Source organism: Pseudomonas sp. PP3, from assembly GCF_905336995.1.
In the GTDB taxonomy this organism is placed as follows: Bacteria; Pseudomonadota; Gammaproteobacteria; order Pseudomonadales; family Pseudomonadaceae; genus Aquipseudomonas; species Aquipseudomonas reinekei.
Window position 1 is genome coordinate 268,342 of sequence record NZ_HG995459.1, and the last position, 26,465, is coordinate 294,806.

General features: G+C 59.2%; 24 protein-coding genes. 19 read left to right on the forward strand and 5 right to left on the reverse strand.

Annotated elements, in window-relative coordinates; all coding sequences use genetic code 11:
• Window positions 1-10 precede the first annotated feature (10 nt).
• The gene (locus KHO07_RS01205; protein WP_150734085.1) at window positions 11-1,795 is read right to left on the reverse strand and encodes a GspE/PulE family protein; all 1,785 of its coding nucleotides are present in this window, start codon (window positions 1,793-1,795) and stop codon (window positions 11-13) included.
• A gap of 89 nt (window positions 1,796-1,884) precedes the next feature.
• Window positions 1,885-2,223 carry a hypothetical protein gene (locus KHO07_RS01210; protein ID WP_212626282.1) on the reverse strand — a complete coding sequence of 113 codons (339 nt, stop codon included), beginning with the start codon at window positions 2,221-2,223 and terminating at the stop codon, window positions 1,885-1,887.
• A 126-nt stretch (window positions 2,224-2,349) separates the two neighbouring features.
• On the opposite strand from KHO07_RS01210, the gene KHO07_RS01215 reads away from it, so the two are divergent.
• Window positions 2,350-2,820 (forward strand): Lrp/AsnC family transcriptional regulator, encoded by a 471-nt coding sequence (locus tag KHO07_RS01215; RefSeq protein ID WP_212626283.1) that lies wholly within the window; start codon window positions 2,350-2,352, stop codon window positions 2,818-2,820.
• A 118-nt stretch (window positions 2,821-2,938) separates the two neighbouring features.
• On the opposite strand, the gene KHO07_RS01220 is transcribed toward KHO07_RS01215, so the two are convergent.
• Complete coding sequence (locus KHO07_RS01220) at window positions 2,939-4,309, reverse strand: CYTH domain-containing protein (RefSeq protein ID WP_150734089.1); 1,371 nt, start codon at window positions 4,307-4,309, stop codon at window positions 2,939-2,941.
• Between the two features lie 156 nt (window positions 4,310-4,465).
• Here KHO07_RS01220 and argE point away from each other — a divergent pair, with 156 nt between their 5' ends.
• The 12 genes from argE to KHO07_RS01280 all read left to right on the forward strand — a co-directional run bounded on the left by argE (window position 4,466) and on the right by KHO07_RS01280 (window position 16,760).
• Window positions 4,466-5,632 carry an acetylornithine deacetylase gene (gene argE, locus KHO07_RS01225; RefSeq protein ID WP_212626284.1) on the forward strand — a complete coding sequence of 389 codons (1,167 nt, stop codon included), beginning with the start codon at window positions 4,466-4,468 and terminating at the stop codon, window positions 5,630-5,632.
• Between the two features lie 232 nt (window positions 5,633-5,864).
• A complete protein-coding gene (gene argA / locus KHO07_RS01230; protein ID WP_075946396.1) occupies window positions 5,865-7,163 on the forward strand; it encodes an amino-acid N-acetyltransferase in 1,299 nt (432 codons plus the stop codon).
• A 629-nt stretch (window positions 7,164-7,792) separates the two neighbouring features.
• Window positions 7,793-9,121, forward strand: coding sequence for an OprD family porin (locus KHO07_RS01235; RefSeq protein ID WP_150734091.1), 1,329 nt, complete (start codon window positions 7,793-7,795; stop codon window positions 9,119-9,121).
• Between the two features lie 399 nt (window positions 9,122-9,520).
• Complete coding sequence (locus KHO07_RS01240; protein ID WP_212626285.1) at window positions 9,521-10,843, forward strand: OprD family porin; 1,323 nt, start codon at window positions 9,521-9,523, stop codon at window positions 10,841-10,843.
• A gap of 289 nt (window positions 10,844-11,132) precedes the next feature.
• Entirely contained in the window at window positions 11,133-11,771 is a 639-nt protein-coding gene (locus tag KHO07_RS01245) for a peroxiredoxin (RefSeq protein ID WP_212626286.1), read from the forward strand.
• Window positions 11,772-11,791: 20 nt separating this feature from the next.
• Window positions 11,792-11,947 (forward strand): hypothetical protein, encoded by a 156-nt coding sequence (locus KHO07_RS01250; RefSeq protein WP_212626287.1) that lies wholly within the window; start codon window positions 11,792-11,794, stop codon window positions 11,945-11,947.
• Window positions 11,948-12,064: 117 nt separating this feature from the next.
• Entirely contained in the window at window positions 12,065-12,658 is a 594-nt protein-coding gene (ssuE, locus tag KHO07_RS01255; protein WP_150734093.1) for an NADPH-dependent FMN reductase, read from the forward strand.
• 100 nt (window positions 12,659-12,758) lie between these two features.
• Window positions 12,759-13,724: a sulfonate ABC transporter substrate-binding protein gene (locus KHO07_RS01260; RefSeq protein WP_212626288.1), complete on the forward strand. Its 966-nt coding sequence runs from the start codon at window positions 12,759-12,761 to the stop codon at window positions 13,722-13,724.
• A gap of 44 nt (window positions 13,725-13,768) precedes the next feature.
• Window positions 13,769-14,917, forward strand: a complete 1,149-nt coding sequence (ssuD, locus tag KHO07_RS01265; RefSeq protein ID WP_212626289.1) for an FMNH2-dependent alkanesulfonate monooxygenase — start codon at window positions 13,769-13,771, stop codon at window positions 14,915-14,917.
• A gap of 8 nt (window positions 14,918-14,925) precedes the next feature.
• A complete protein-coding gene (ssuC, locus tag KHO07_RS01270) occupies window positions 14,926-15,708 on the forward strand; it encodes an aliphatic sulfonate ABC transporter permease SsuC (protein WP_150734095.1) in 783 nt (260 codons plus the stop codon).
• The gene (ssuB, locus tag KHO07_RS01275; RefSeq protein WP_212626290.1) at window positions 15,705-16,511 is read left to right on the forward strand and encodes an aliphatic sulfonates ABC transporter ATP-binding protein; all 807 of its coding nucleotides are present in this window, start codon (window positions 15,705-15,707) and stop codon (window positions 16,509-16,511) included. Before ssuC ends, ssuB begins: the two co-directional genes overlap by 4 nt.
• A 33-nt stretch (window positions 16,512-16,544) precedes the next feature.
• Window positions 16,545-16,760, forward strand: a complete 216-nt coding sequence (locus KHO07_RS01280; RefSeq protein ID WP_007967989.1) for a TOBE domain-containing protein — start codon at window positions 16,545-16,547, stop codon at window positions 16,758-16,760.
• 192 nt (window positions 16,761-16,952) lie between these two features.
• On the opposite strand, the gene KHO07_RS01285 is transcribed toward KHO07_RS01280, so the two are convergent.
• Both KHO07_RS01285 and KHO07_RS01290 read right to left on the reverse strand, forming a co-directional pair.
• A complete protein-coding gene (locus tag KHO07_RS01285) occupies window positions 16,953-17,585 on the reverse strand; it encodes a TetR/AcrR family transcriptional regulator (protein WP_212626291.1) in 633 nt (210 codons plus the stop codon).
• 225 nt (window positions 17,586-17,810) lie between these two features.
• Window positions 17,811-19,187: a glutamine synthetase family protein gene (locus KHO07_RS01290; protein WP_075946387.1), complete on the reverse strand. Its 1,377-nt coding sequence runs from the start codon at window positions 19,185-19,187 to the stop codon at window positions 17,811-17,813.
• Between the two features lie 278 nt (window positions 19,188-19,465).
• Between KHO07_RS01290 and KHO07_RS01295 the strand changes: the two genes are divergently transcribed.
• The 6 genes from KHO07_RS01295 to potA all read left to right on the forward strand — a co-directional run bounded on the left by KHO07_RS01295 (window position 19,466) and on the right by potA (window position 26,434).
• Complete coding sequence (locus KHO07_RS01295) at window positions 19,466-19,828, forward strand: gamma-glutamyl-gamma-aminobutyrate hydrolase family protein (protein ID WP_150734098.1); 363 nt, start codon at window positions 19,466-19,468, stop codon at window positions 19,826-19,828.
• A 38-nt stretch (window positions 19,829-19,866) separates the two neighbouring features.
• Window positions 19,867-21,225, forward strand: coding sequence for a glutamine synthetase family protein (locus KHO07_RS01300; RefSeq protein ID WP_150734099.1), 1,359 nt, complete (start codon window positions 19,867-19,869; stop codon window positions 21,223-21,225).
• Window positions 21,226-21,286: 61 nt separating this feature from the next.
• Window positions 21,287-22,651 (forward strand): aspartate aminotransferase family protein, encoded by a 1,365-nt coding sequence (locus KHO07_RS01305; RefSeq protein WP_212626292.1) that lies wholly within the window; start codon window positions 21,287-21,289, stop codon window positions 22,649-22,651.
• 170 nt (window positions 22,652-22,821) lie between these two features.
• Complete coding sequence (locus tag KHO07_RS01310) at window positions 22,822-23,934, forward strand: polyamine ABC transporter substrate-binding protein (protein ID WP_212626293.1); 1,113 nt, start codon at window positions 22,822-22,824, stop codon at window positions 23,932-23,934.
• A gap of 187 nt (window positions 23,935-24,121) precedes the next feature.
• Window positions 24,122-25,219, forward strand: a complete 1,098-nt coding sequence (locus KHO07_RS01315) for a polyamine ABC transporter substrate-binding protein (RefSeq protein WP_150734102.1) — start codon at window positions 24,122-24,124, stop codon at window positions 25,217-25,219.
• A gap of 72 nt (window positions 25,220-25,291) precedes the next feature.
• Window positions 25,292-26,434, forward strand: coding sequence for a polyamine ABC transporter ATP-binding protein (potA, locus tag KHO07_RS01320; RefSeq protein ID WP_075946381.1), 1,143 nt, complete (start codon window positions 25,292-25,294; stop codon window positions 26,432-26,434).
• The last annotated feature ends 31 nt before the right edge of the window (window positions 26,435-26,465 follow it).

The window sequence follows — 26,465 nt, forward strand, 5'->3', positions numbered from 1 at the left end:
CACCGCCCGGCTACTTCTGCTCGCTCTGCGGCGTCACGCGCAGGACTTCTTCGACGGTAGTCAACCCGGCGGCCACTTTTTGCGCCCCGGACAATCGCAAGCTGCGCATCCCTTCCTTGAACGCCTGGCGCCGCACCGCCAGCAAGTCGGTGTCCGGGTTGATCAGGGTTTTGATGCCGTCGGTGAGCTGCATGATTTCGTAGACGCCCGCCCGTCCGTGATAACCGGTGTCGCGGCATTCAAGACAACCGATGGCGCGTTGCGCGTTGGTCGGCAGCGGCGCTTGCCAGGGCCGGGTCAGGGTTTGCCAGTCCTCTTCATTCAAGGCCTGCGGCGCCTTGCAGTGCGGGCACAAAGTGCGCACCAGGCGTTGGGCCATGACGCCGAGTACCGTGGCTTTGATCAGGTAATGTGGCACGCCGAGTTCCAGCAGGCGACTGATGGCGCTGGGCGCATCGTTGGTGTGCAGCGTCGACAGCACCAGGTGTCCGGTGAGGGCGGCCTGGATTGCCATCTCGGCGGTTTCCAGGTCGCGAATCTCGCCGATCATGATGATGTCCGGGTCTTGCCGCATCAATGCGCGCACGCCGGCGGCGAACGTCAGGTCGATGTTGTGCTGGACCTGCATCTGGTTGAACGCCGGCTCGACCATTTCGATCGGGTCTTCGATGGTGCAGAGGTTGACCTCTGGCGTCGCCAGTTTCTTCAGTGTGGTGTAGAGCGTGGTGGTCTTGCCCGAACCGGTCGGGCCGGTGACCAGAATGATGCCGTTGGGCTGGCGGGTCATGTCCTGCCAGCGTCGCAGGTCATCGGCGGAGAATCCCAGTTGGTCGAAGTCCTTGAGCAACACCTCGGGGTCGAAGATCCGCATGACCATTTTTTCGCCGAAGGCCGTTGGCAGCGTCGATAGCCGCAATTCGACTTCACCGCCATCCGGGGTCTTGGTTTTCACCCGGCCGTCCTGGGGTTTACGTTTCTCCGCGACGTTCATCCGCCCCAGGCTTTTCAAGCGGCTGACGATGGCCATGGTCACTTGCGGCGGGAATTGGTAGACGTTGTGCAATACGCCATCGATGCGGAAACGCACCGTGCCCTGCTCGCGCCGGGGCTCGATGTGGATATCGCTGGCGCGCTGCTGGAAGGCGTACTGGAACAGCCAGTCGACGATGTTGACGATGTGCGCGTCGTTGGCGTCCGGCTCCTGATCGCTGGCGCCGAGGTTGAGCAACTGCTCGAAGTTGCCCAGGGTGTTGACCTGCTGGTCGGCGTTGTTCGCTCCGGTGACCGACTTGGCCAGGCGAAAGAACTCCACGCTGAAGCGCTGGATATCCACAGGGTTGGCTACCACACGCTTGATCGGCAGTTTCAGTACGTGGGTCAGGTCGGCTTCCCAGCCGTTGACGTAAGGCTGGGCGCTGGCGACAGTCACGGCGTCGCGGTCGATGGACACCGCGAGGATCTTGTGGCGCTGGGCGAAGGCGTAGGACATCAGCGGTGTCACGGCCGCGACGTTGATTTTCAGCGGGTCGATACGCAGGTAAGGCTGGCCGGCCTGCTGGGACAGCCACAGGGTCAGGTTCTCCAGGTCGAGGTGTTTGCCCGGCCGGCTGAGGTCGTCCAGCTGCTGGCTGGCGATGAACTCCAACGGGTGCATCTGACCGTGGGCAGCATGCCGGCGTCGGGCATTGAGCGCCTGCTCGGCCGCGTCCTGGTTGATAAACCCTTGGGCGACCAGCTCACGCAGCACATCATTGAGATCCAGCCAGCGGTCCTGAATGGCGAATTGAACGGACATGCGGGCTCCTTTTGAAAACAGTCCGCAAAGGATAGCCGCCGCCCCACGGACCGTTGGGCCACTACCCGACGAAGCCGTATCCAGTCTTTTCAGCCAGCCGCCTGAGCCGCTTCAACCCAGGTCGAATCGGCGGTTTGCAGCTCGACCGAGCACACGCTGATCAGGTTACGAAGTTTTTCTGCAATGACCTGGGCGCGGTGCCAGCTCAATCCGTCCATGACGATCTCGATGGCCAGCAGGTCGTCCTGGCGCTGCACGTTTACCTGGTCCGGCGTGAGAAATTGCAGGGCGAACAGGTTGAGCGCGCGGCACAGCAAGTCCGGCTCGGCTTCGGCCAGCAATTGGTATTGCACACGGCAGTGGCTATTGCCGGCATTCCAGACGTCGGCGCGGGTGGGCGGGGTGGTTACGGCTTCCAGATGCGGCATGATCGGTCTCCAGACTGAGTGGAGAAATTTTTACATTCGGTGCGGGGTATTTCTTATCTATGATTGGGCGTATCTGGGGATTAACGAATCATGTAATCCACAAATCCATCAATTAGAGGTTTTTATATGCACAGCGAGCTGGACGGCTACGACCGTAAGATTCTCGCGTTGCTGCAGGAAGACGCTTCGCTTTCCAGTGCGCAGATCGCCGAACAGGTCGGGCTGTCGCAGTCGCCGTGCTGGCGGCGGATTCAGCGAATGAAGGAGGAGGGGATCATTCGCGGGCAGGTGACGTTGCTCGACCGCAAGAAAATCGGCCTGAACACGCAGATATTCGCCCAGGTGAAACTCAACGCCCACGGGCGTTCGAACTTCACCGAGTTTACCGAAGCGATTCGCGGGTTTCCCGAGGTGCTGGAGTGTTATGTGCTGATGGGGGCGGTGGACTTCATGCTGCGGATTGTCGCGGCGGACATCGAGGCCTATGAGCGGTTTTTCTTTGAGAAGCTGTCGCTGGTGCCGGGGATTCAGGAGGTCAATTCGATAGTGGCGTTGTCGGAGATCAAGTCGACTACCAGTTTGCCGGTGGTGCGGTAATTGCCTTTGTGGCGAGGGAGCTTGCTCCCGTTGGGTTGCGAAGCGACCCCAAAACCGGCGTTTGTCGGAATTGGGAGTCCTTCGGCCTCCAGCGGGAGCAAGCTCCCTCGCCACAGGGTTACATGCGCAGAAGCATCTTCCAGGCACGGTTCTGATAGACCGCAATCGCCTGCTGCTTGCGCGCATCGAGCAGCTCGTCAGTGATCGTCGGTTCGTTGGCCAGTTGCGCCAGTTTGTTCAGCTCACCGTACAGGCGATCCATCTCCGGGACTTCCAGCACGTTGCGCGCATGGTGCAGCCAGACCTGAATGCGCTCGATGCGCGGCAACTGTTCCGCCAGGTCTTCCGGCTGTTGCTGGTAACGCTGCAATTGCAGTGAAGTGGCTTCTTCGCCCAGCAAACGTGGCAACCAGCTACCCAATTGCGCAGCGCCCTGGCGATTGCCACGGGTGTTGCGCTCGGCGGTCCAGGTACGGGCCAGCAACCAGCGTGAGGTGGTCAGGGAGAACAGGCCCCAACGCGGGTCTTCCAGTTCCTCAAGGAACTGCTCCGGCGCGGCTTTGCGCACGTCTTCATCGTCCAGGCCGGCTTGCACCAGCGGACGCCAGTCTTCCAGCAAGGCATCGAGCGCAACGCGCAGGTCGTGGGTCGACTGACGCGGTGCGGCTTGACCGAGGCTGCTGATCAGCGCGCGCAGTTCCGCCAGGCTTTCGACCCAGTCCTGCAGCAGGCGCCAGTGACCATTGAAGCGATACTGCTCGGCCAGACGCTGACTGCTGCCCAGCAAGTGCCAGCTCAGCGCGGCGAACGCGTCGTCCAGCGGCGTTTCGGCAGTGATCTGCGGCGCCGGCAGGCTCAACGAGTAGCTGTGGGCGTCGTACAGGCGATAACCGCGCTCGGCCTTGCTGATATCGCAGGGCATCAGCGCCAGTTTTTCCGCCAGCTCGGCGGCCAGTTCCAGCAGCGCGGCCGGCTCGCCTTCGCGCAGTTCCAGTTCCAGCTCGCAGATTTCTTCTTTCTGCTTGCCGACCACGACGTGGCCCAGGTCCAGAGCGGCTTCGATGACCACTTTGGTCTTGCCGCGACCCCAGGCGATTTCCGCGCGCTCACGGACGAAATCGGTGGTGAAGATCGGTTTCAGGGTTTTCTTGTCGAGTTCGGCCAGTGCCTCGGGCCAGCATTCGCCGTCGAGTTTTTTCAGGTCGAGCTTGGCTTTGGGCAGGTTCCAGTCGTATTCGTTACGCACCGACAGTCCGGCGACGCTCTGGCCACGGGTCTTGAGGGTCTGGATCACTTCTTCGCCATCCTTGCGCAGGCGCAGGGCAACCTTGGCCTGGGCCAGATCGCGCTCCGGTGTGTCGAAGTATTGATTCATCAACTCACGGCGTTCCCAGCCACTTTTGTTGCGTTTTTTAAGAAGAGGGTGCTCGCGCAGGGCGGCGAGGGTTTCGCGGCTGACGCGGAGTTTGATTTCGGTTTCTTTCTGCATGGCCGGAAAATCCAGGATCGGGAGCGCAGCCGGGGGAATAGGTGGCTGCCAAGGTCGTGCAGTGTACAGGACTCGACCTTGCTCCGCCGCGCGACGGTTTATTCCTGTCGCCGGATGGTTCTATGATGGTCTTCAATTCGGGAGTTGGAGTCAGCGATGCCTTTGCCGTCCATGAAAGATCAATTCGCTGCGCTGATTGCTGCACCGTCCGTCAGCTGCACCCAGGCAAGCCTCGATCAGTCCAATCGCCCGGTGATCGATCTGCTGGCAGCGTGGCTCGGTGACCTGGGTTTCGCCTGCGATATCCAGCAGGTCAGCCCGGGCAAGTTCAATCTGCTGGCCAGTTTTGGTTCCGGCCCTGGCGGGCTGGTGCTGGCCGGTCACAGCGACACCGTGCCGTTCGATGGCGCGTTGTGGCAGACCGATCCACTGAAGTTGACCGAGGTCGATGGGCGTTGGGTCGGGTTGGGCAGTTGCGACATGAAGGGTTTTTTCGCCCTGGCCATCGAAGCGGTCAAACCGCTGCTCGATCAACCGTTCAAGCAACCGCTGCTGATCCTTGCCACATGTGATGAAGAAAGCTCGATGTCCGGCGCCCGGGCGCTGGCTGCAGCGGGCCGACCGCTGGGGCGTGCCGCCGTGATCGGCGAGCCGACCGGGCTCAAGCCGATCCGCATGCACAAAGGCATCATGATGGAGCGCATCGACATTCTCGGGCAAAGCGGCCACTCCTCCGACCCGCGCCTGGGCCATAGCGCGCTCGAAGCCATGCACGATGCCATGGGTGAACTGCGCGGCCTGCGCCTGTTGTGGCAGCGTGAATTCCGCAATCCACAGTTCAGCGTGCCGACGCCGACCCTGAATTTCGGCTGCATTCATGGCGGCGACAATCCCAATCGCATCTGCGGGCAGTGTTCGCTGGAATTCGATCTGCGACCGTTGCCGGGCATGGACCCCAAGGCCCTGCGTGCCGAGATCCTGCAGCGGCTCAAGCCGGTTGCCGAGCGGCATCAGGTCAAGATCGACTATGCACCGCTGTTCCCTGAAGTACCGCCGTTCGAGCAGGCAGAAGATTCAGAACTGGTTCGTATCGCCGAAAAGCTCACCGGCCATCGCACCGAAGCAGTGGCGTTCGCCACAGAAGCGTCTTATCTTCAGCACCTTGGCTGCGAGACACTGGTGCTCGGCCCCGGCGATATCGCCTGCGCCCACCAGCCGGGTGAATACCTTGAAATGTCACGTTTGCAGCCTACGGTGCATCTATTACGACAGTTGATTGAACATTACTGCCTGACACCGGCCCAAACCCGACACGACGTGTAGGAGCCGGCTTGCTGGCGATGAAGGATGACGCGGTTCGTCTGATGGAGCGCAGCGCTTGCATCGCCAGCAAGCCGGTTCCTACAGGTTTCATGTATAAATTGCCGATGTTCAAACCCGTATTCATGAGGAGAGCGCGCGTGTCGCCAAGCCTGTTCCGACGATAACCATCAGCCCGCTGTGCGTTTTCTGTTCCGCCCTTTTATCGGCTGCTATTTATTACAGGCCCAGGTTCATGCCCGAATACGTTAATTGGCTTCGTCACGCTTCGCCTTACATCAACGCTCACCGCGATTGCACCTTTGTCGTCATGCTGCCCGGCGACGGCGTTGAACACCCGAACTTCGGCAATATCGTCCACGACCTGGTGCTGTTGCACAGCCTGGGCGTGCGGCTGGTGCTGGTGCACGGGTCCCGTCCGCAAATTGAAACGCGCCTCGCCGCTCGCGGCCTGACTCCGCATTACCACCACGGCATGCGCATCACCGATGCCGCGACGCTGGAGTGCGTGATCGATGCGGTGGGCCAGTTGCGCATCGCCATCGAAGCGCGGCTGTCCATGGACATGGCGTCCTCGCCGATGCAGGGCTCGCGCCTGCGGGTGGCCAGCGGCAACCTGGTCACTGCACGGCCCATCGGCGTGCTCGAAGGCGTCGATTATCACCACACCGGTGAAGTGCGCCGGGTCGACCGCAAAGGCATCAACCGCTTGCTGGACGAGCGCTCCATCGTGCTGCTGTCGCCGCTGGGTTACTCGCCGACCGGTGAAATTTTCAACCTCGCCTGTGAAGACGTTGCCACCCGCGCGGCCATCGATCTCGGTGCGGACAAGCTGCTGCTGTTCGGCGCCGACCTTGGCTTGATCGATGAAAATGGTCGTCTGGTTCGTGAGCTGCGTCCGCAGCAGGTGCCGGCGCATTTGCAGCGCCTGGGCAGCAACTATCAGGCGGAACTGCTCGATGCCGCCGCTGAGGCCTGCCGTGGCGGCGTGGCCCGCAGCCATATCGTCAGTTATGCCGAAGATGGTGCGCTGCTGACCGAGCTGTTCACCCGCGACGGTGGCGGTACGCTGGTCGCGCAAGAGCAGTTCGAAGTGGTGCGCGAAGCGGCCATCGAGGACGTCGGCGGTTTGCTGGATTTGATCAGCCCGCTGGAAGAGCAGGGCATTCTGGTGCGCCGTTCCCGCGAGGTGCTGGAGCGCGAGATCGAGCAGTTCAGCGTGGTCGAGCGCGAAGGAATGATCATCGCGTGCGCGGCGCTGTATCAGATTGCCGATTCGGATGCCGGTGAGCTGGCGTGCCTGGCGGTTAACCCGGAGTACCGTCACGGCGGACGAGGCGATGAGCTGTTGGAGCGCATTGAAACCCGCGCCCGCGCCCAAGGCTTGAAGACGCTGTTCGTGCTCACCACCCGCACCGCACACTGGTTCCGCGAGCGTGGTTTCGTGCCGAGCAGCGTCGACCGCCTGCCATCGGCACGGGCGTCGCTGTACAACTATCAGCGTAATTCGAAGATCTTCGAAAAAGCTTTGTAAATCGCGGTGCTTTTGTGGCGAGGGAGCAAGCTCCCTCGCCACAGGGGCTGCATTACTCCTGCACGACTTTCGCGCTGACAGACGGCGAGTAGACCGGCAGCACTGTTTCGACCTTCCCCTGTTCCCTTCAAACGCTTCGCCTTCGCGCCCGTGCCGCTGTCCTGGCCGCCACGGTGTCCGGGCGTAATCCTCAAGCGCGGTAAAAGAAACTCACAGCGATACACAAACTGTAACAAAGGGTTTGGATAGTGCGCGCTTGGTCGTGATGGCGAGGGCTTGTTCGACAGGTTTTGTTTCGGATTTATGTCCAAAGCTGGTCGATCTAAAAAGCGTCTTATCAATACCCTTTAGGAATTAGCTTATGAGCCATCCGCTCTAGTCCGGGGGGACGATTGGAGTGAGCTAAATTCCTAAACGGTATGAGAAAAGAATCCACCTATTCTTTTCAGGTTCATGACGAACTCATGACCCTGCATGGACCAAAAAACTGGGGATTAGACCATGGTCGTAGACACACACAGTTACGATTGACTTGTGAGTCACGGTACGGCGCTAATCGCGCATCTTAGGATTTCGGGCAACGACCCGAGACCAGGAATACAAGAATTAGAATCGAGAGGAGCTTCACCATGAATAAGTCCACCTTGGCTCTGGCCGTGGCCGTAGGGGTATTGGCGCAGCAGGCAGGCGCCGCCGGTTTTATCGAAGACAGCAAGGCTTCTGTTAGTTCGCGCACCATGTATTACAACGACGATAACCGTGACTCGGGCGGCTCGGATCAGCGTGAGACTGCTCAGGGCTTCAAGTTCGATTACCTCTCTGGATTCACTCAGGGAGTCGTCGGTTTCGGTTTCGACGCCCAGGCACTGGTGGGTATCCATCTGGACGGTGGCAAGGGCCACCATCCGGACTCCAACACCTTCTTCCCAAGTGACACTGACGGTTCGGCAGTGCACGAGTGGGGCCGTGTGGGGGGGAACGTCAAGGCACGCTTCTCGAAGACCGAAGCCCACTACGGTAGCGCTCTGCAACCAAACATGCCGATTCTGGTTGCGAACGACAGCCGTCTGCTGCCACAGACGTTTGAAGGCGGCACTATTACCTCCAAGGAAATCGACAACGTCACCTTCAACGTCGGCCAGCTGGAACACTCGGCCGGTCGCGCTTCGTCAAACTCGACTGGCCTGGCCGTGGCTGGCGGTACCGAGGAGAGCAACAAGTTCCGTTACGCCGGTGCTGACTGGAAGGTCACCAAAGACCTGATGCTGCAGTACTACTACGCGAACCTGGAAGACTACTACAAGCAGAACTTCCTCGGCCTGGTGCACGTTTACCCGATCAGTGCCAATCAATCGTTCAAGACCGATATTCGCTACTTCGACAGTAGTTCCGACGGCAAGAACGGTGACGCCGGTTATCGTTTCAACAACAACGGTGGTTACGCCAACACCCCGGGCGAGGTCGATAACAAGACCTGGAGCGCCATGTTCACCTACACCCTGGGTGGCAACGCCTTCCTGCTCGGTCATCAACGCGTCAACGATGACGGCGGCTTCGTTTATTTGAACCAGGGCAACGTGGTTGATAGCAACGGTCGCCCTGAGGGCAACGGTGGTACCAGCTTCTACTTGTTCACTGACGCCATGATCAACGGCTTCGTTCGTGCCGGTGAGAACACTACCTTTGGTCAATACTCGTACGACTTCGCCGCTGCTGGTGTACCTGGTCTGAAAGCGTCCGTAGCTTACTTGAAAGGCGAAAACATCAAATCCGCAACAGGCGGGAGCGATGCCTCCGAGTGGGAGCGTGACATGCGCGTGGACTACACCATTCAGCAGGGTACGCTCAAAGGTTTGGGCGCAACTGTGCGGCATGGCGTTTACCGCGGCGATGCAGCCGGTATTGCCGACAAAGACCAGACCCGTCTGATCTTCAACTACACCTACAGCTTCATGTAATAGCGGTTCCCATCAAAAAACCTCACCCGTTGGTGAGGTTTTTTTTAGCTGTAATTCAATATTCCATAATGTTTGCTGATGATGATTTTTTATTCTTTTTAGCTTTTTTCTCCAGCGCTTACAGTAAGGCCATCCGACACGCACCGTAAGCTTCGGATCGAGCTGCAAATCCCCTCGCGATAAAACAATTCAGGAATCGGCGTTCGTGCCGATACCCCGGATCTGTGTTGTCGGGGCTTATATCCCAATGCGATTAAACGTAGATCGGTAATTCTTTTCAGGATTATGAAGAGGTATCCTGCGCGCCCGAAAAATAGGCGCGAATGACGCGTCTGCGGATCCAGGGCATTCGACCCAGGACCGGCAACACAAGAATTAGAAAACGATAGGAGCGAAACAATGAACAAGTCCACCTTGGCCCTGACAGTGGCCGTAGGGGTTTTGGCGCAGCAAGCAAGCGCCGCCGGTTTCATCGAAGACAGCAAGGCAACATTGGGGCTGCGCAACTTCTACATCAACCAGGACTTCCGTGACGGGAGCGCCGAGCCGAACAAGAACGAAGAATGGGGCCAAGGCTTCGATCTGCGTTTCATCTCCGGTTACACCCAGGGCACCGTTGGTTTCGGTGTTGATGCGATCGGCCTGCTGGGCGTGCGCCTGGATTCGGGCGGCGGCACCAACGGCGGTAGCGGCAACGCTTACGGCGGCACAGTGTTCCCAACCAAGTCCAATGGTGAAGCGGTTGATAACTTCTCCAGCCTGGGCCTGACCGCCAAGGCCAAGGTCTCCCAGACTGAGCTGAAGCTGGGCACCCTGCAGCCAAAACTGCCGGTGATCGTGACCAACGACGGTCGTCTGTTGCCACAGACCTGGCAGGGCGGCCAGATCACCTCGAACGACATCAAGGACTTGACCTTGATCGGTGGTCAGATTGAGCAGGTTAAAGGACGTAACTCGAGCAACAACCAGCAGTTGTCGATCTCTGGTGCTAACGGTCGTTCCGCAGCAGCGCGCGACAGCAACAAGTTCATCTATGCCGGGGGTGACTACAAACTCACCAAAGACCTGACTGCCCAGTACTACTACGGCAACCTGGAAGACTTCTACAAGCAGCACTTCCTGGGTCTGGTGCACAACTGGGCGATCGGCCCGGGCGTGTTGAAGTCGGACTTCCGTTACTTCAACAGCCGCAGCGATGGCGCCAACAGCAATGACAGAAACTATTTCACGACCGGCTACTACGGCAATGGCGTGACCAAGGGTAAAGTCGACAACAATTTGTACAGCGGCCTGTTCCTGTACACCGTTGCCGGTCACACCTTCGGTGGTGGTTATCAGGCTACCTCGGGCGACAGCGACTTCCCTTGGCTGAACCAGGGTGACGGTTCGTCGAACTACACCATCACCGACATGCAAATCCAGAAGTTCGGCCGTGCCGGCGAACGCACCTGGCAAGGTCGCTACTCCTATGACTTCGCCAAGCTCGGCGTACCAGGCTTGACCGCTGGTGTCGTTTACCTGCGCGGCGACAACATCGACAACGCTGCCGGTGACAAGTCCGAGTGGGAGCGTGACCTGACTGTGGGTTACGTTGTTCAGTCCGGCGCACTGAAGAACCTCGGCCTGATGTGGAAAAACGCCATGTGGCGCACCGACCTGCCGAACACCCGTTCCCAGGACGAAAACCGCCTGATCGTCAGCTACTCGATCCCGCTGTTGTAACAGCGCCCGCAGGTGACAAAAAAAGCCCCGCCCGGCATTACGCCGGGCGGGGCTTTTGCGTTTCAAGACGGGGTCACCCCCGTAATCCCGCCTTGAAATTCCCTCTTTTTGCAGCAACTCAAGGCCTTCTCGAACCTTGTGGTCGATGTTCGGCGGGTTGCGCTCGCGCGTCCAGTGAACAGATCTTTAATATTTCTTTTCGATCTAAATAAATCGATATTTATTCTTTTTAATAGATAAGAAACATAGGCACAGTTGAGGTCAACCAGCACTCACGAGGAGCTACACCATGGGTATCAGACTCGGCGATATCGCCCCCGATTTCGAACAGGATTCCAGCGCCGGTACCATCCGTTTCCACCAATGGCTGGGCGATAGCTGGGGTGTGCTGTTTTCCCACCCGGCCGACTTCACCCCGGTGTGCACCACTGAACTGGGCTTCACCGCCAAGTTGAAAGATGAATTCGCCAAGCGTGGCGTCAAGGCCATCGCCCTGTCGGTCGACCCGGTGGACTCGCACCACAAGTGGATCGCCGACATCAATGAAACCCAGAACACCGTCGTCAATTTTCCGATCCTCGACGATGCCGACCGCAAGGTCTCGGACCTCTACGACCTGATCCATCCGAATGCCAACGACACCCTGACGGTGCGCTCGCTGTTCGTGATCGACCCGAACAAAAAGGTCCGGTTGACCATTACCTACCCGGCGAGCACCGGCCGCAACTTCAATGAAATCCTGCGGGTAATCGACTCGCTGCAGCTCACCGACAACTACAAAGTGGCCACCCCGGCCAACTGGCAGGACGGTGATGAGGTGGTGATCGTGCCATCGCTCAAGGATGAAGAAGAAATCAAACAGCGCTTTCCCAAAGGTTATCGCGCGGTTAAGCCTTATTTGCGCCTGACGCCGCAGCCAAATCGTTAATCACTTTTGTAGGAGCCGGCTTGCTGGCGATTGATGCCCAGCGGTGTGCCAGACCTGTCGTCATGGCCGGCAAGCCAGCTCCTGCAGAAGCATTGCAGACTACAAAGCAGGGGGTTTCAGGCCGTTTCAACGGCCTGTTTTTTTGCCTGGAAGATGCTGATTCTTTTATCTCCTAAATGCATAACCAAATGAATAAATATGATTTATGGATATATAAATCACCTGTTAAGGTCACTCCATCAAAGCGAGATCGCAAACCGCGAATCGCCTGCACCCATCAAGGAATTGTCTGAATGCTGGTCGTCTCACTCGGTGGCAGTCCCAGTCAACGCTCCCGATCCGGGGTCCTGCTGGATCGCTCCCAACGTTGGCTACAAGAGCAGGGCGTGGAAGTGGTGAGTTACCAGATACGGGACTTCCCGGCCGAAGACTTGCTGCACGCACGTTTCGACAGCCCCAAGGTGGTCGACCTGCTGCAGCAGATTGAAAACGCCGATGGTCTGCTGATCGCGACGCCGGTGTACAAGGCTTCGTTTTCCGGTGCGCTGAAAACCGTGCTGGATCTGCTGCCCGAGCGTGCATTGGCGCACAAAGTGGTTTTGCCAATGGCCACGGGCGGCAGCATCGCTCACATGCTGGCGGTGGATTACGCGCTCAAACCGGTGCTGTCGGCACTGAAAGCCCAGGAAATGCTCCACGGGATTTTCGCCGTCGACAGCCAGATCGCCTACGGCGAAGGCAGTGCCCTGGCGCAGTTGGCACCGGAGCTGGAACAACGACTGAATGAATCACTGGAGCTGTTTTTCAGCGCCATGGCGCGACGGCCCAAGCCGCTCGATCCGAACCTGTTGAACGAACGTTTGTTGAGTGCTCGCTGGAGTATCTAAGCCGCACAAAGTCACACCCCAAATTGAAGTACTGGCCTTACTCGCCCGCTAACGGGCAAGCAGGTGCAGCCAAAAACCCTACTGCAAAAAGGAGAGCGCCATGCGCCCTGTCATTTTGCGTCGTGGTCTGGTCGCTCTGTTTGCAGCGGCTGTAGCCTTCGGCGCCATTACTCAAGCTCAAGCCGAGACATTGCGAATCGGCTATCAGAAGTACGGCACCCTGGTGCTGCTCAAAGCCAAAGGCACCCTGGAAAAACGCCTCGCCGCCCAAGGTGTGGACGTGCAATGGACTGAATTCCCCGGTGGCCCGCAACTGCTCGAGGGCCTGAACGTCGGCTCCATCGACTTCGGCGTGACCGGCGAAACCCCTCCGGTGTTTGCCCAAGCGGCGGGTGCAGATCTGCTCTATGTCGCCTACGAACCACCAGCGCCTCATAGCGAAGCGATCCTGGTGCCGAAGGACTCGCCGATCAAATCGGTAGCCGAGCTCAAGGGCAAGAAAGTCGTCCTGAACAAAGGCTCCAACGTGCACTACCTGCTGGTGCGTGCGCTGGAAGACGCCGGCCTCAAGTACACCGATATCCAGACTGTATTCCTGCCGCCGGCCGATGCCCGCGCCGCGTTCGAGCGTGGCAGCGTCGATGCCTGGGTTATCTGGGACCCGTACCAGGCGGCCGCCGAACAGCAACTGCAAGCACGCACCCTGCGTGATGGCAAAGGCATCGTCGACAACCATCAGTTCTATCTGGCAACCAAGCCTTACGCGCAGAAAAATCCCGAGGTGATCAAGACCCTGGTGGAAGAAGTGCGTGCCGTCGGCGAATGGTCCAAGGCCAACCCGCAAGAGGTGACCCAACAAGTCTCGCCACTGCTCGGCCTGCCCGCGGACATCACCCTGACCTCGGTGAAACGCCAGGGTTATGGCGCGCTGTTCCTCAACCCGGAGGTGGTCGCGGCGCAACAGAAAATCGCCGACAGCTTCTACCAGCTCAAGCTGATTCCGAAGGCACTGAGCATCAAAGACGTGATCTGGACGCCACCGGCGGCCGTTGCCAAAGCCCAGTAACCCACGCACAGAAACTTAAGCCGATTCCCCAAGGAGACCACTCCATGAGCCTCAATATCTTCTGGTTCCTGCCTACCCACGGCGACGGCCATTACCTTGGCACCGCCGAAGGCGCTCGCGCCGTTGATCACGGTTATCTGCAACTAGTCGCGCAAGCAGCGGATCGACTGGGTTTTGGCGGTGTGCTGATTCCTACCGGCCGCTCCTGCGAAGACTCGTGGCTGGTGGCGGCGTCGCTGATTCCGGTGACCCAGCGTTTGAAGTTTCTTGTCGCCCTGCGCCCCGGGATCATTTCCCCGACGGTGGCGGCGCGTCAGGCGGCCACGCTGGATCGTTTGTCCGGCGGACGTGCGCTGTTCAACCTGGTCACCGGCGGTGATCCGGAAGAGTTGGCCGGTGACGGCCTGTTCCTCAGTCACGAAGAACGCTATCAGGCTTCGGTGGAATTCACCCGTATCTGGCGCCGCGTGCTGGAAGGCGAGACCGTCGATTACGACGGCCAGCACATCAGCGTGAAGGGCGCCAAACTGCTCTATCCACCGATCCAGCAACCGCGTCCACCGCTGTACTTCGGTGGCTCGTCGGAAGCGGCGCAGGACCTCGCGGCAGAACAGGTCGAAATGGTTTTGACCTGGGGCGAACCACCGGCCGCGGTGGCCGAGAAGATCGAACAGGTGCGGGCCAAGGCGGCGAAGCTCGGTCGAACCGTACGCTTCGGTATTCGCCTGCATGTCATCGTTCGTGAAACCAACGCCGAGGCCTGGCAAGCGGCGGACCGCCTGATCTCGCACCTGGACGACGAGACCATTGCCCGTGCCCAGGCGTCCCTGGCGCGCTTCGATTCCGTCGGCCAGCAACGCATGGCCGCGCTGCACGGTGGCAGCCGCGACAATCTGGAAGTCAGCCCTAACCTTTGGGCCGGTGTCGGCCTGGTGCGCGGCGGTGCCGGTACGGCGCTGGTGGGCGATGGACCGACCGTGGCGGCACGCGTGAAGGAATACGCGGACCTGGGCATCGACACCTTTATCTTCTCCGGTTATCCACACCTGGAAGAGTCGTATCGGGTGGCCGAGCTGCTGTTCCCGCATCTGGACATCGAACGTCCCGAGTTGCCGAAAAGCGCTGGTTACGTCAGCCCGTTCGGCGAAATGGTCGCCAACGACATCCTCCCTAAAGCCGCGTCCCAGAGCTGAGGCGCGCCATGAAGAAAATTATCCACAGCCTCGCGCCCTGGGCGCTACCGGTGTTGCTGCTGGCGGTGTGGCAGTTGTCGGTATCGGCGGGCTGGTTGTCGACACGGATACTGCCGGCACCGATCGCGGTGATCGAAGCCGGTGTGAGCCTGGTCAGCAGCGGCGAGATCTGGACGCACCTGGCAATCAGCGGCTGGCGTGCCGCGTTAGGCTTCGCCATCGGTGGTGGCATCGGCCTGGCCCTGGGCTTCATCACCGGTCTGTCGAAATGGGGCGAGCGCCTGCTCGATAGCTCGGTGCAGATGATCCGCAACGTGCCGCACCTGGCACTGATTCCGCTGGTGATCCTGTGGTTCGGCATCGACGAGTCGGCAAAGATTTTCCTGGTGGCGTTGGGCACGTTGTTCCCGATCTACCTCAACACCTATCACGGCATCCGCAACGTCGACCCGGCGTTGGTGGAAATGTCACGCAGCTACGGTTTGTCCGGTTTCAGCCTGTTCCGTCAGGTGATTTTGCCGGGCGCGCTGCCTTCGATTCTGGTCGGTGTGCGCTTCGCCCTGGGCTTTATGTGGCTGACGTTGATCGTGGCCGAAACCATTTCCGCCAGCTCCGGCATTGGCTACCTGGCGATGAATGCCCGGGAGTTCTTGCAGACCGACGTGGTGGTGCTGGCAATCCTGATGTACGCGGTGCTCGGTAAGCTGGCCGACCTCGCGGCCCGTGGACTTGAACGCGTCTGGTTGCGTTGGCATCCGGCCTACCAGGTTGTCAAAGGAGGTGCAGCATGACCGCTCAACAACCTCCACGCCTGCTGCGCGGCATTCCGCTGGCGGTGCGCAACCTGCAAAAAACCTTCGGCACGCGGCAGGTGCTGCGTGAGATCGATCTGCATATTCCGGCAGGGCAATTCGTCGCCGTGGTCGGTCGCAGCGGCTGTGGCAAAAGTACCTTGCTGCGCTTGCTGGCCGGTCTTGATCAGCCTACCGGCGGTGAACTGCTGGCCGGTTCTGCGCCGCTGAGTGAGGCGCGGGAAGACACTCGCCTGATGTTCCAGGAAGCGCGTTTGCTGCCGTGGAAAAAGATCATCGACAACGTTGGTCTGGGTCTCAAGGGCCATTGGCGTCCCAAGGCCCTGGAAGCGCTCGAAGCGGTCGGTCTGGCGGATCGCGCCAATGAGTGGCCGGCCGCGTTGTCCGGTGGACAGAAGCAACGCGTGGCCCTGGCCCGGGCGTTGATTCATCAACCGCGCTTGCTGTTGCTTGATGAGCCGTTGGGCGCGCTGGATGCCCTGACCCGAATCGAGATGCAACAACTGATCGAACGACTCTGGCAGCAGCACGGCTTCACCGTGTTGCTGGTGACCCACGACGTCAGCGAAGCCGTGGCGATTGCCGACCGGGTGATTCTCATCGAAGACGGCGAAGTCGGCCTCGACCTGCCTGTGGAGCTGCCGCGCTCTCGGGTCCGCGGCTCTCACCGGCTGGCGGCGCTGGAAACCGAAGTTCTCAATCGCGTGCTGTCACTGCCCGGCCAACCGCCGGAGCCGGAACCCGTTTCACCCTTGCCTACGCAGTTGCGTTGGGCTCAATAACTCAAGCCTCAATCAACGACAGGAATCAACATCATGACTATCAAAGCCATCAACGTGCGCAACCAGTTCAAAGGCTCCATCAAGGAAATCGTCCTTGGAGACGTGCTTTCGGAAATCGACGTGCAAACCGCTTCCGGCATCGTTACTTCGGTAATCACTACACGTTCGGTGAAAGAGCTGGAGCTGGCGGTCGGCAGTGAAGTGATCGCGTTCGTGAAATCCACCGAGGTGTCGATCGCCAAGTTGTAAGTCATGCGGGCAAACAACAACCCCGAAAGGTTTTAGCCATTCGGGGTTTTTCGTCGGTGCATGTCTTGAGTCGGGCGGTGCAGCCATCGCTGGCGAGCCAGCGTCCACAGGCTTATTGGTCGCTCACCGAATCTGTATTCACTGGAGATTCCTGTGGGAGCTGGCTTGCCAGCGATGAGGCCAGTGAGCGCACTAGAGAGGCCGCTTGGGCAAGTAGGGCGGTAGGTACAGCCCCAGATACGCATCAAACACCCGCATCCCTTCCTCGGCCATGCGCGGCGTGATCTGCCCGTGCTGCTGCACCGCGCGCGCGTAAACCCGGTCACCGAGTTCCATCGCCAACGCAAACACATCGACATCATTGGGCAGCGTCGGCAGTTCGAAATGGTGGTCGAACAGTTTGTGCATCAGGTCGCCCAGTTCGATGTCGTGCTGGCGGTCGGCCTGGGTCACTTCGGTCAGGCCGTGCTGTGCCAGGATCAGTTGGCGCGCGGCGGCATCCTCGCCGTAGATGTCGAGCATGCGTTGTTCCACCAGTCGCGACAGGTCACGCCAGCCGCTCAACGCGTCGTGGTCGATCGGTGCTTGCAGGCAGGCGCGGAAGGCGGCGTGGACGTCGGCCGTCAATGCTTCGAGCAGGGCCGGTACGCTGGCGAAAAAGTGGTAGACGGAGGAGGGCGGGATTTCCGCGCGCTCGGCAACGCTGTAGATCGACAGGCTGGCCACGCCCTCGGCGGCCAGCAAAGTGCGAGCGGCATCGAGGATCGAATCGATTCGCGCCTGGCTGCGGGCGCGGGGTTTGCGGGGAGTGGCTACGCGTGTCATTGAAGTCTCCTGCGGGGCAGCGGGCATTGTACGAGCAGGGTTGTGTGTTGTCTGCCTGGACGCCATCGCTAGCAGGCTAGCTCCCACAGGTTATGTGTCGCCCACAAGATCTGTATTCGCTGAATATCCACTGTGGGAGCTAGCCTGCTAGCGATCCGCCGCAGGCGGCCAAAAAAAACGCCGCGGGCTTTGAGGCCGGCGGCGTGTCTTATTCACTACAACCGCTTACACGGTATGCAGATACCAGTTGTACTCAAGGTCGGAGATGGAGTGTTCGAACTCCTCCAGCTCGCTCTCTTTGCATGCGACGAAGATATCGATGTATTTCGGATCGATGTACTTGGCCATGACTTCGCTGTCGTCCAGCTCGCGCAGGGCATCACGCAGGTTGTTCGGCAGGCTCTGCTCGTTCTGCTCGTAGCTGTTGCCTTCCACCGGTGCGTTCGGCTCGATCTTGTTGACCAGGCCATGGTGCACGCCTGCCAGGACCGAAGCCATCAGCAGGTACGGGTTGGCGTCGGCACCGGCAACACGATGCTCGATGCGCACGGCGTCGGAAGAACCGGTCGGCACGCGAATCGCGACGGTACGGTTGTCCAGGCCCCAGCACGGAGAGTTCGGCACGTAGAACTGTGCGCCGAAACGACGGTACGAGTTGACGTTCGGGCAGAGGAAAGCCATCTGCGCCGGTAGGGTCTCGAGCACACCGCCGATCGCGTGACGCAGTGCGGCGTTCTGCTCGGGATCCTCACTGGCAAAAATATTTTTGCCATCTTTGTCGAGAATCGAAATGTGCACGTGCAGCCCATTGCCTGCCTGGCCCGGGTAAGGCTTGGCCATGAAGGTGGTGTCCATCTCATGGTCGTAGGCGATGTTCTTGATCAGGCGCTTGAGCAGTACTGCGTAGTCGCAAGCCTTGATCGGGTCGGCCACGTGGTGCAGGTTCACTTCGAACTGCGCCGGGGCACTTTCCTTGACGATGGCGTCGGCAGGGATGCCTTGCTCTTTGGCGCCTTCCAGAATGTCCTGGAGGCAGTCGACGTATTCGTCGAGGTCGTCGATCAGGTAGACCTGTGTCGAGTGCGGGCGTTTGCCGGAGATCGGCGAGCGAGGCGGTTGTGGACGACCGTTCACGTTCTCCTGGTCGATCAGGTAGAACTCCAGTTCGAACGCGGCGCAGATAGTCAGGCCCAGCTCATCGAACTTGGTAACAACTTGTCGTAGAACTTCGCGCGGGTCGGCGAAGAAAGGATCACCTTCGAGTTCGTGCATGGTCATCAGCAGTTGCGCGGTCGGGCGCTTTTGCCATGGCTCGTTGCACAGGGTATCGGGGATTGGATAGCAGATTCGGTCAGCATCACCGATGTCCAGGCCCAGACCGGTGCTTTCCACCGTAGAGCCATTGATATCCAGAGCAAATAGAGAGGCCGGCAGGTTGATGCCTTTCTCGTAAACCTTGTGGAGGCTGGTGCGTTCGATGCGCTTGCCGCGCACCACACCATTCATATCCGCAATCAGAAGGTCAACGTACAGAACCTCAGGATGTTCCTTAAGGAACGCGTTCGCTTCGTTAAGCTGAACGGCACGCGGGGGTACCGACATGATGCAACACCTTTGTTGTTAAAAATATCAATCATTGATCTTTTCGGTTTCCAGTCAACCCGAACGGCATGCCGAAGTCAAGCGAGGCCTTTTTTGCCCTAAAAAAGCGCTCGTATGGCTTTTTTGAGGCACTTTGGGGCGTTTTTTTGCCTTTGGCCCTGATGCCGCCCGCAGGCTTGAGCGGGCCGTGTTGTATTTTTTACGGGGGTGTTGTGTAAAAAAATGAACAAGGCTAAGCTCGAATCAAACCCATAACAGCAATAATACCGGGGTGCTTCATGTCTCGCCTGCCGATAATCGGCGTCACCGACTGCTCAAGACAGATCGGTCTGCATGCTTATCACATGAGTGGCGACACTTGCGTGCGCACCGCGGTCCTGGCAGCTTCGGCGCTGCCGGCGAATCTCACGTCGATGGCGGTTGCGCTGTTGCCGTCCGATATTCTGGACGGCCTCGAAGGCACCCCCATTACGGTTACTCCATTCAATATAGAACCGATTCACAATAGCGGCTCGGCCATCGCTCTGGGCACCGCTCGCGATTCTGCACGCCTGGCATTTGCCTTGCGGAGCGCGAAGAACACGATAGCCTGTCGCAAACCCGTTTTTCAACGCGACGCCGATGCGTCAAATATCGCCTGACTCCCAAGAGTCAGGAAACTCAAAGCCTAGAGGCATTTATGAGTAACAACCTCGACCAGCTCACCGATTGGTTGAAAGACCACAAGATCACAGAAGTCGAATGCATGATCGCCGACTTGACCGGGATCACCCGGGGCAAGATTTCGCCGACCAACAAATTCATCGCCGAAAAAGGCATGCGCCTGCCAGAGAGTGTGCTGTTGCAGACCGTGACCGGCGATTACGTCGAAGACGACATCTATTACGAGCTGCTCGACCCGGCCGACATCGACATGATCTGCCGTCCCGACCAGAGCGCGGTATACGTGGTGCCATGGGCCATCGAGCCCACCGCCATCGTCATCCACGACACCTACGACAAACAAGGCAACCCGATCGAGCTGTCGCCGCGCAACGTGCTCAAGAAGGTCCTGAAACTCTATGCCGACAAGGGCTGGCAGCCGATCGTGGCGCCGGAAATGGAGTTTTACCTGACCAAGCGCAGTGACGACCCGGACTATCCGTTGCAGCCGCCGATCGGCCGCTCCGGGCGCCCGGAAACCGGTCGTCAGTCGTTCTCCATCGAAGCCGCGAACGAATTCGATCCGCTGTTCGAAGATGTCTACGACTGGTGCGAATTGCAGGAGCTGGATCTCGACACGCTGATCCACGAGGACGGCACGGCGCAGATGGAAATCAATTTCCGACACGGCGATGCCCTGTCCCTGGCCGACCAGATCCTGGTGTTCAAGCGCACCATGCGCGAAGCCGCGCTCAAGCACGACGTGGCCGCGACCTTCATGGCCAAGCCGATGACGGGAGAGCCGGGCAGTGCCATGCACTTGCACCAGAGCATCATCGACATCGAGACCGGCAAAAATATCTTCTCCAATGAAGACGGGACCATGAGCCCGTTGTTCCTGCACCACATCGGTGGCTTGCAGAGGCTGATTCCCGAGTTGTTGCCGCTGTTCGCCCCCAACGTCAACTCGTTCCGCCGCTTCCTGCCGGACACTTCGGCGCCGGTGAACGTGGAGTGGGGCGAAGAGAACCGCACCGTGGGCCTGCGCGTTCCGGACGCCGGGCCGCAAAACCGCCGGGTGGAAAACCGCCTGCCGGGCGCCGATGCCAACCCGTACCTGGCGATTGCCGCGAGCCTGCTCTGCGGTTACATCGGCATGGTCGAAGGCATGAACCCGAGTGCACCGGTGGTGGGCCGTGGTTATGAACGCCGCAACCTGCGTTTGCCGCTGACCATCGAAGACGCGCTGGAACGCATGGAAAACAGCAAGACCGTCGAGAAGTACCTGGGCAAGAATTTCATCACTGGCTACGTAGCGGTCAAGCGGGCCGAGCATGAAAACTTCAAGCGCGTGATCAGTTCGTGGGAACGGGAATTCCTGCTTTTTGCCGTCTGATGCGCAGGGCGCCGCCGTTGTCCAGCGGCGCGCCTTCACCTGGATTTTTTAGGAGAGTCACATGACCAGCAACAACCCGCAAACCCGCGAATGGCAAACCCTGAGCAATGATCACCACCTGGCCCCGTTCAGCGATTTCAAGCAGCTGAAAGAGAAAGGCCCGCGGATCATCACCAACGCCAAGGGCGTGTACCTGTGGGATAGCGAAGGCAACCAGATCCTCGACGGCATGGCCGGCCTGTGGTGCGTGGCGATCGGTTACGGTCGTGATGAACTGGCGGACGCCGCCAGCAAACAGATGCGCGAACTGCCTTACTACAACCTGTTCTTCCAGACCGCGCACCCACCGGTACTGGAGCTGGCCAAGGCCATCGCCGACATCGCGCCGCAAGGCATGAACCACGTGTTCTTCACCGGTTCCGGCTCCGAAGGCAACGACACCATGCTGCGCATGGTTCGCCACTACTGGGCGATCAAGGGTCAGCCGAACAAGAAAGTCATCATCAGCCGCAAGAACGGCTATCACGGTTCCACCGTGGCCGGCGCGAGCCTGGGCGGCATGACCTACATGCACGAACAGGGCGACTTGCCGATCCCGGGCATCGTCCACATTGCGCAGCCGTACTGGTTCACCGAAGGCGGTGACATGACCCCGGAAGCGTTCGGGATCTGGGCCGCCAATCAGCTGGAAGAGAAGATTCTGGAAGTCGGCGTCGACAACGTCGGTGCCTTTATTGCCGAGCCGATCCAGGGTGCCGGCGGCGTGATCATTCCGCCAGACAGCTACTGGCCGCGCATCAAGGAAATCCTCGCCAAGTACGACATCCTGTTCGTGGCCGATGAAGTGATTTGTGGTTTCGGCCGCACCGGTGAGTGGTTCGGTTCCGATTTCTACGACCTCAAGCCCGACATGATGACCATCGCCAAGGGCCTGACCTCCGGCTACATCCCGATGGGTGGCCTCATCGTGCGTGACGAAGTGGTGGCGGTCCTCAACGAGGGCGGCGATTTCAACCACGGTTTCACCTATTCCGGTCACCCGGTGGCTGCCGCAGTGGCCCTGGAAAACATCCGCATCATGCGCGACGAAAAAATTGTCGAGCGGGTGAAGACAGAAACGGCACCGTATTTGCAGAAACGTCTGCGGGAACTGAACGATCATCCACTGGTGGGTGAAGTTCGCGGGGTGGGCCTGTTGGGGGCCATCGAACTGGTTCAGGACAAGGCCACGCGCAAGCGTTACGAAGGCAAGGGTGTGGGCATGATCTGCCGGCAGTTCTGCTTCGATAATGGCCTGATCATGCGTGCAGTCGGGGACACCATGATCATCGCACCGCCATTGGTGATTACACCGGCGGAAATCGATGAGCTGGTGACAAAGGCACGCAAGTGCCTGGACCTCACCCTGAGTGCGTTGCAGGGCTAAGTGCTAGGCTCTGAGCGAAGGCGCCGCGGCACCTTCGCTTGGGGCATAGAAAGGTTGGCCTTTTCTTGAAAGACCGCCTCGGATCTTGCCAGACTAGCCGTGGTTCCAGTTGTCGGGGTTCGACCGCTGAACAAAGTGGTTCAAAAAAGAAAAATTTGGAGCATTAACGCATGAAGGCATTAGGCAAAAAGCTTGCTGGCAAGACTCTTCTCGCCATGTCCCTGATGGGCATTATGGCGGGCGCGGTTCAGGCGGACGAAAAGGTGTTGCACGTCTATAACTGGTCCGATTACATCGCTCCGGACACCATCAAAAAATTTGAAGACGAGTCGGGCATCAAAGTTGTCTACGACGTTTTCGACAGCAACGAAACCCTCGAAGCCAAGTTGCTGGCAGGCAAGTCCGGCTACGACATCGTCGTACCGTCGAACAACTTCCTGGCCAAGCAGATCAAGGCTGGCGTTTACCAGAAGCTGGACAAGTCCAAGCTGCCTAACTGGAAGAACCTGAACACCGACCTGCTCAAAGCGGTATCGGTCAGCGACCCGGGCAACGAACACGCCTTCCCGTATATGTGGGGCTCGATCGGTATTGGTTTCAACGCCGAGAAGGTCAAGGCTGCACTGGGTGCCGACGCACCGACCAACTCCTGGGACCTGCTGTTCAAACCTGAGAACGCCGCGAAGTTGAAATCCTGCGGTATCAGTTTCCTCGATTCGCCAACCGAGATGATTCCGGTGGCGTTGCACTACCTGGGCTATCCAACCGACAGCCAGGACAAGAAACAACTGGCCGAAGCCGAAGCGCTGTTCCTGAAAATCCGTCCTTCGGTAGGTTACTTCCACTCGTCCAAGTACATCTCCGACCTGGCCAACGGCAACATCTGCGTGGCGGTGGGTTACTCGGGTGACATCTACCAGGCCAAGTCCCGCGCGGAAGAAGCCGGTGACAAGGTCAAAGTCAGCTACAACATTCCGAAAGAAGGTGCCGGCAGCTTCTACGACATGGTCGCCATCCCTAAAGATGCCGAAAACGTCGAAGGCGCCTACAAGTTCATGACCTTCCTGCAGAAGCCGGAAATCATGGCTGAAATCACCAACGCCGTCCGCTTCCCGAACGGTAACGCGGCAGCCACGCCGTTGGTTGAGAAAGAAATCACCGCCGACCCAGGCATCTATCCGCCAGCGGACGTGCTGGCCAAGCTTTACGCGATCGCCGACTTGCCGGCCGCGACCCAGCGGATCCTGACTCGCAGCTGGACCAAGATCAAATCGGGTAAATAAGCCGGTTTGATGCAATAACCTGTTGTCGTCATCAAGGCGATAGCGGCAACAGGTTGAGTTAAATGACAAAAATTTTGCTGGAACGGTTTTTCGAGGGTAAGTTGCGCGCCGGTTTTGTTGCCAGGCAGCCATGGCTGTCATGTAACGCGGAGCAACTTGGGCCCAACTAATTTTAGAGGACCTCCACTTGCCTATTTTTTCTTTGTTGCGCAATGCCCTGCTGGTCGGCGCCGGGCTGACGCTTGCCGTCAGTGTCCAGGCCGCCGGTACTGTGCATATTTATAACTGGTCGGACTACATCGGCGAGAACACGCTGGCCGACTTCCAGAAAGAAACCGGCATCAAACCGGTTTACGACGTGTTCGATTCCAACGAGACCCTGGAAGGCAAGTTGCTCGCCGGGCGTACCGGGTACGACGTCGTCGTGCCGTCGAACCACTTCCTCGGAAAACAGATCAAGGCCGGGGCTTTCCAGAAGCTCGACAAGTCGCAGCTGCCGAACTACTCGAACCTTGATCCGGTGCTGCTCAAGCGCCTGGAGCAAAACGATCCCGGCAACGTGTACGCCGTGCCGTACCTGTGGGGCACCAACGGCATCGGTTACAACGTCGACAAGATCAAGGCCGTGCTGGGGGTCGACAAGATCGATTCGTGGGCCGCGGTCTTCGAACCTGAAAACATCAAGAAGCTGCAAAGCTGCGGCGTGGCGTTCCTCGACTCCGCCGATGAAATGATGCCGACGGTCCTCAACTACATGGGCCTCGATGCGAACAGCACCAACCCTGAAGACTACAAGAAGGCTGAAGCCAAGTTGCTGGCGGTACGGCCGTACGTGACCTACTTCCACTCTTCCAAATACATCGCGGATCTGGCCAACGGCGATATCTGCATCGCGATCGGTTTCTCCGGCGACATGTTCCAGGCGCGCAACCGTGCGGCTGAAGCCAAGAAGGGCGTGAACATCGCCTACTCGATACCCAAGGAAGGTGGTGCGCTGTGGTTCGACATGCTCGCGATCCCCAAGGACGCGGCCAACGTCAAGCAAGCGCACGCCTTCATCAACTATTTGCTGAAACCTGAAGTTATCGCTCAGGTCAGTGATTACGTCGGCTACGCCAACCCTAACCCGGGTTCGGACAAACTGATGGACGAGTCCATTCGCACCGACGAAGCGGTTTACCCACCGCAGGCAGTGCTCGACAAGACCTACGTGTCCATCGAGTTACCACCCAATATTCAACGTTTGATGACCCGCAGCTGGACCAAGGTCAAGTCGGGCAAATAGCCTCAAGGCTCAAACTATCCAGGTTGGCTCACCTTGAGCGAACTGCACTCTTTTGTTCTGGGAGTTTCGTAAATGGCAGTTGCCTCCGGCGCCTATAAGAAAGCCCTCGAGGGCGACCAGTCACCTAAGCAGGTACTGGTCAAAATCGACCGGGTCACGAAGAAGTTCGACGAGACGATTGCCGTGGACGATGTGTCCCTGGAAATCAAGAAGGGCGAGATTTTCGCCCTGCTCGGCGGTTCGGGATCGGGCAAATCCACCTTGCTGCGCATGCTCGCAGGTTTCGAACGGCCCACGGAGGGGCGCATTTTTCTCGATGGCGTAGACATCACGGACATGCCGCCGTACGAACGGCCGATCAACATGATGTTCCAGTCCTACGCCCTGTTCCCGCACATGACCGTGGCCCAGAACATCGCCTTCGGCCTCAAGCAGGACAAGCTGCCTGCCGCTGAGATCGATGCCCGCGTGGCCGACATGCTCAAGCTGGTGCAGATGAGCCAGTACGCCAAGCGCAAGCCGCATCAGTTGTCCGGTGGCCAGCGTCAGCGTGTGGCGCTGGCCCGGTCGCTGGCCAAGCGTCCGAAGCTGCTGTTGCTCGACGAGCCGATGGGGGCGCTGGATAAAAAACTGCGTTCGCAAATGCAGCTGGAGCTGGTAGAGATCATCGAGCGCGTCGGCGTAACCTGCGTCATGGTGACTCACGATCAGGAAGAGGCCATGACCATGGCCGAGCGCATCGCAATCATGCACCTGGGCTGGATCGCCCAGATCGGCAGCCCGATCGACATCTACGAAACCCCGACCAGCCGCCTGGTCTGCGAATTCATCGGTAACGTGAACATCTTCGAGGGCGAAGTGATCGACGACGCCGAAGGCCACGCGATCATCACCTGCAAAGACCTGGATCGTCAGATCTACGTCGGCCATGGCATCAGCACTTCGGTGCAGGACAAGTCGGTCACCTACGCGATCCGTCCGGAAAAGCTGCTGGTCACCGCCGACATGCCGACCTGCCAGTACAACTGGTCCAGCGGCAAGGTTCACGACATCGCCTACCTGGGCGGGCACTCGGTGTTCTACGTCGAGTTACCAAGCGGCAAGCTGGTGCAGTCGTTCGTGGCCAACGCCGAGCGTCGTGGTGCTCGTCCGACCTGGGGTGATCAGGTCTACGTCTATTGGGAAGACGACAGCGGCGTGGTGCTTCGCTCATGAACATGCGCAAATTCAAACGCCGCCTCAATCG